General features: G+C 40.5%; 2 protein-coding genes. Both read left to right on the forward strand.

Annotation, left to right across the window (positions count from 1 at the left end; translation table 11 throughout):
- On the forward strand, positions 1-696 hold the full coding sequence (locus R7O13_RS23995) for an immunity 49 family protein (RefSeq protein WP_318304816.1): 696 nt from the start codon (positions 1-3) through the stop codon (positions 694-696).
- A 305-nt stretch (positions 697-1,001) separates the two neighbouring features.
- Complete coding sequence (locus R7O13_RS24000) at positions 1,002-1,445, forward strand: SMI1/KNR4 family protein (protein WP_169644514.1); 444 nt, start codon at positions 1,002-1,004, stop codon at positions 1,443-1,445.
- Positions 1,446-1,666 lie beyond the last annotated feature (221 nt).

A 1,666-nucleotide genomic window follows, 5' to 3' on the forward strand; every position in this document is an offset into this window, starting at 1 on the left:
ATAGAAACTGAACAAATCGGAACACTTTGCCTTTATGAGGCATCATTGATGCGTGCTTTTTACCATCAACTTGCCATTAAACCAAATGAACCTCAAAGCGTTAAATTACCTGATTATCCAGAAGTGACATGGAAAGGCGAAGGTATTTTGAAAACTGGATGTTTACACCCTAATCGATGGCTAGATGCTTATTTTACTTCGGTGACTGTGCGTGATAAACCTAGCATGGACATATTGGCAAACTTTCCGATTTCTTTGATGAGACAGAGTTCTACCAAAGCGGGCGAGTTATCTTATATGCTAGTAGACGTCATTCAGTCGTTCCACAACCGCACATCGGACTACCCAGATAAGCTGGTTGCAGCAATGGACGCGGCGGTAGCTCAAGGGGATAACTGGGCGTTGGAAATTGCGATGGGGATCCTAGAAACCTTCGCAGCGCTCACTACTAATATTGGTTATGATTTTGAGGAAGTGCTCGTTAAAAACCTACAGTTCCAAGAGAAATATCATCTTCGAGAATTGGGACCAGATAGGATAGGCATCAGAACTTTTATCAACTTCCCTCTGCTTGGCATGGCATGTATGTGGTACGACAAAGGCAACCGTCTATCTATTGAAACCGGTTGGCTTCCACCCTATCTTGTTGAAGGACGTTGGCTAGAAGATGTAAAAGCAGGGAAGATCACTAGATAAATTCTCTTTACTTATAAGCCATCTTTTACGAGGTGGCTTATAAGTTTATGGTGAGGGGTTCGTTGTTACGCGATTACAAAAGAGGCAGCGAAGCGTTTTACTTCAAAGCAGTTGTTCAAAATGATTAAATCAGGAAGACTTCTCGACGGATTTAATCATTCACCATAAGACCTCTTTTATTTCGGAAAGGGGATAACTCGTTCAATAACTTCAGGGTAATGAATTCCAAGCCTCATCAGAAGTACAACAAGCGATTGCACTGGTACGATGAAGGCAAAATATATATCAAAAATAGAGTTTTAAATATGAGAAGCTTAGACGTAATGCTCGATCAATTCACCGAAAAAGAAGGGTTTGAGTGCTTTGGAGAGTTGAATGACGTATCAATTCATGAAATGGAAAATCAGCTAGGATTATCCTTTCCGGAGCCATATAAAGTTTTTCTAAGAAAATATGGTTACGTTGAGTGGTTTGGTCATACGATTTATGGATACTCTGAAGATGAGGACTATCTTACAGTTGAGCGCACTCTTGAACTTCGCGAGGATGAGATACCGAGTGATTTTGAGAAAATACCACAAAACGGTTGCGTATTAGAGCGCTATGCCGGAGGTGGCTACTACTTTTTATTTTCAAATGAATCAGAAAGATCGGGGCAAGTAGCCCTTTTCATAGATGAATTGTTTGGTAAAGAAGCCCAATCATGGACAACATTTGAGGCATTTTTGGAATATATGCTCAGCCTTTGAACTGTTGTTACATAGAGCCTCAATTTCGAAGCCAGGCGACTTTGATATGATTTACGAGGCACCAACTGAAATTACATACACAAGCAGAAATACCCTCTAGCGGTAAGGTTTCCAAGTTCAAAGCAAAAGAGTTTGATATAGATATAGGTGTAGTGGTCAACTAAAATTGGCCACGGTTTTAGAGTTTTCCCAATATAACCGTTCTGATTCATTGGGAGTTA

This window comes from Vibrio sp. Y176 (genome assembly GCF_033438945.1).